Annotated in this window: 1 protein-coding gene and 4 pseudogenes; all 5 read left to right on the forward strand. The window is 65.9% G+C overall.

Going from position 1 to position 3,293, the window contains the following annotated elements:
* Positions 1-377: pseudogene (locus tag QO034_RS23040) on the forward strand (hypothetical protein); the annotation flags it as partial.
* 202 nt (positions 378-579) lie between these two features.
* Positions 580-1,495: pseudogene (locus QO034_RS23045) on the forward strand (terminase gpA endonuclease subunit); the annotation flags it as partial.
* A gap of 61 nt (positions 1,496-1,556) precedes the next feature.
* Complete coding sequence (locus QO034_RS23050; protein ID WP_284487845.1) at positions 1,557-1,754, forward strand: hypothetical protein; 198 nt, start codon at positions 1,557-1,559, stop codon at positions 1,752-1,754.
* Positions 1,755-1,811: 57 nt separating this feature from the next.
* Positions 1,812-1,955: pseudogene (locus QO034_RS23055) on the forward strand (acyl-CoA transferase); the annotation flags it as partial.
* A 24-nt stretch (positions 1,956-1,979) separates the two neighbouring features.
* Positions 1,980-2,834 (forward strand): annotated as a pseudogene (locus tag QO034_RS23060) (phage tail tube protein); the annotation flags it as partial.
* Positions 2,835-3,293 lie beyond the last annotated feature (459 nt).

Below are 3,293 nucleotides of genomic sequence, written 5' to 3' on the forward strand. Positions count from 1 at the left end.
GCAACAATTCCGGAAGCCGTATCGGACACCTTGCTGAACGAAGCCAGAAAAAACACCATCGCAAACGCGTCGATCATAACCACAAAACAATAGCGTCCCGATGGCTTTTTACCGCCCCGTCGAAAGTTGGTGATGCCCTGGTGGACCGGGCCCGGGCTGAGACGCTGGTGTTTCGCCTGGCACGGCAGGAGCGCGATGTCTGGGTGACCTGGCCCGCCAGGGTGGCAGCGCTGATCGCGGCGGACATCTCGGCGGAGGTGGAAAAGACCACCGGGGTACCGGCGACGCTGGAACCCGCGATCCTGCATAGGGTGCTGGAAACCCATGTCCGGGAACAACTCGACGCCCTCGCCGATCTCCGGGTCTCGCTTGGATGAGGAGGATAGCGATCTAGCGAGCGACCTCGACACTGGCTTTGACGGCGCAGAGGACATCTTGCGCGCCTGGCGCCGCGGCATGCGGCCCGATCCGGACCTCACCGTGTCGGACTGGGCTGATCAGCACCGCTGGCTGTCCTCGCGTGCCTCGGCCGAACCGGGGCGCTACCGCACCGCCCGCACGCCCTACTTACGCGAGATCATGGATGCGCTGTCGCCCCGCCACCCGGCGCAACGCATCAGCTTCATGAAGGCCGCCCAGGTCGGGGCGACGGAAGCCTGCAACAACTGGATCGGCTTTGTCATCCACCATGCCCCGGGGCCGATGCTGGCGGTGCTGCCCACCGTGGAGATGGCCAAGCGCGCCTCCCGCGACCGGCTCGATCCGCTGATCGCCGAAAGCCCGGCGCTGAAGGAACGGGTCAATCCGGCGCGCTCCCGCGATGCCGGCAATTCGATGCTCTCCAAGGAATTCCCCGGCGGCATTCTGGTGCTGACGGGGGCGAACTCGGCCACCGGGCTGCGCTCAATGCCGGCACGCTACATCTTTCTCGATGAGGTCGATGCCTATCCTGCTTCGGCCGATGAGGAAGGCGATCCGGTCACCCTGGCCGAGGCCCGCACCACCACCTTCGCGCACCGGCGCAAGCTGTTCCTGGTCTCGACGCCGACAATCCGGGGGCTGAGCCGCATCGAGCGCGAGTTCGAGGCCAGCGATCAGCGGCGCTACTTCGTGCCCTGCCCCCATTGCAGCCACACAGTTCGAGCGCCTGCGCTGGGAGAAGGACCGTCCGGAAACGGCCATGTATCACTGCGCCGGCTGCGAGGTACCAATTGCCGAGCATCACAAGACGGCGATGCTCAAACGGGGGGAATGGCGGGCCACGGCGGTCTCGGCCGACCCTACAGCGATCGGGTTCCATCTCTCGGCCCTCTATTCGCCGGTCGGGTGGAAAAGCTGGGAGCGGATCGTGCGCGACTGGCTGGCGGCGCAGGGGTCGGAAGAAATGCTGCGCGCGGCAAGGAACACGCTGCTGGGCGAGACCTGGGTGGAGTCGGGCGAAGCGCCGGACTGGCAGCGGCTGGCGGATCGCCGCGAAGGATTTGGTTCGCAGATCCCCGAACGCGGTCTGATCCTCACCGCCGGTGCCGATGTGCGGAAGGACCGGATCGAGGCAGATGGGGGTCAGCATCAATGCCGCAGATGCCGTGCGTCAAGGCCTCAGGCCCGATACCCTGCGCAGCCAGGTACTTTCCGATCTCGCGGCACGCGGCGATGCCACGGCGATTGTCGCCACGCCCCCGGCGGTCACCGCGCCGAAGCTCAGCCCGATCGTCGCCGCCGCGCAGAAATCGCCCGGCACCGTCAATCGCTGATCCCGTCCCAATTCCCGGAGCCTGATCCATGACCGTCCTGACCCAACCGCCCAGCATGACCGCACGCTGGGCGGGCTCTGCAACTGGTTTGAGGCGGAAGCCCTGCGCCCGGTCGATCTGCCGGTCGATGGCGCGGCCTGCCTGAAGGCGGCGGTCATACCCGTCATCCTGCACTATACCACGGCCGACCCGCTGGCCTGACCCAACCGACAACAGGAGACGAGTATGGCACGAGCCCAGGGGGCGCGGGCGCAAATGGCGCTTGCGTTCGAGACTGTCTATGGGACGCCGCCCGTGGGCGGCATTTTGAGGCTGCCCTTTGCCAGCACCACGCTCGGCACGGAGCAACCACTGCTGAACTCGGAGCTGTTGGGCTACGGCCACGATCCGCTGGCGCCCATCAAGGACGCGGTCACGGCCGATGGCGATGTCCTGGTGCCACTTGAGGCAGAAGCCTTCGGCTTCTGGCTGAAAGCGGCCTTCGGCCTGCCGGCGACCACGGGCACTGGTCCGTGGGCGCACGAGTTTCAGTCGGGTGCCTAGACGCTGCCGAGCCTCTCCATCGAGACCGGCACGCCGGAGGTGCCGCGCTTTGCCTTGTACTCGGGCTGCGCCCTTGACCAGATCACCTGGCAGATACAGCGCTCCAGGCTTCTGACCGCGACCGCGCGGCTGGTGGCGCAGGGTGAGACGGCTAGCACGACCACTAGCGCCGGCACACCCGCGGACATTGCGCTCAAGCGCTTCGGCCACTTCAACGGCTCGATCACCCGGAACGGCTCGGCGCTCGGCAACGTGGTCACGGCCGACCTCACCTATGCCAACAACCTCGACCGGATCGAGACCATCCGGAACGACGGCCGGATCGACGGCGCGGACCCGTCCATAGCCGCACTCATCGGCTCCATCGAGGTGCGCTTCGCCGACAACACGCTGGCGACGCAGGCGATCAACGGCGAGACCTGTGAGATGGAATTCGCCCACGTTCTGCCGTCCGGTGAGAGCTTCACTTTCACCGTGCACGCCGTCTACCTGCCACGCCCGCGAAGCGAAATCTCCGAGCCACAGCCCATCATGTCCTTTGCTGAAATCCACGGGCTGCGTCGCCACAAGGATGCGTACCCGGTTCGACGGAGAGATTATGCGCCGCCTCCGAATACACGCACGATGTCCGCAATCCGGCCCGCAGGTGTGGCTCCGTCCAGCCGGACAGCAACTGAACCGACCATGATCTCGATCACCGGGAGCGCCGCCCCCGTGTCCGCGACTGGCGGCGTGGGCTCGACATCAAACACCACCAACGGGGCGAAGTTCATCTCGGCTTCCAGGGCGGCAGAACAAGGTCGCCGTACTTGGCCATCCGCCGCCAAGCCGACAGATGGTTCCGCCGAAAATCATACTTCCGCGCCACGTCATTTGTATCCGTCCGCTGACGCCGCACTGACGGGCGGAATCCGAGGCTGATAGTGTCCACCATCGATAGTGGACATCATGAGGCACTCCATGGCGGGCAAGAAGGGCCAGAAGAAGCGGTTCTGG

The sequence above is a fragment of the Sedimentitalea xiamensis genome, from assembly GCF_030164465.1.
Classification (GTDB): Bacteria; Pseudomonadota; Alphaproteobacteria; order Rhodobacterales; family Rhodobacteraceae; genus Sedimentitalea; species Sedimentitalea xiamensis.

Bases quoted from the DNA above. Each gene is read 5' to 3' on its own strand.
- QO034_RS23050 (WP_284487845.1), top strand. From the start codon at position 1,557: ATGGGGGTCAGCATCAATGCCGCAGATGCCGTGCGTCAAGGCCTCAGG.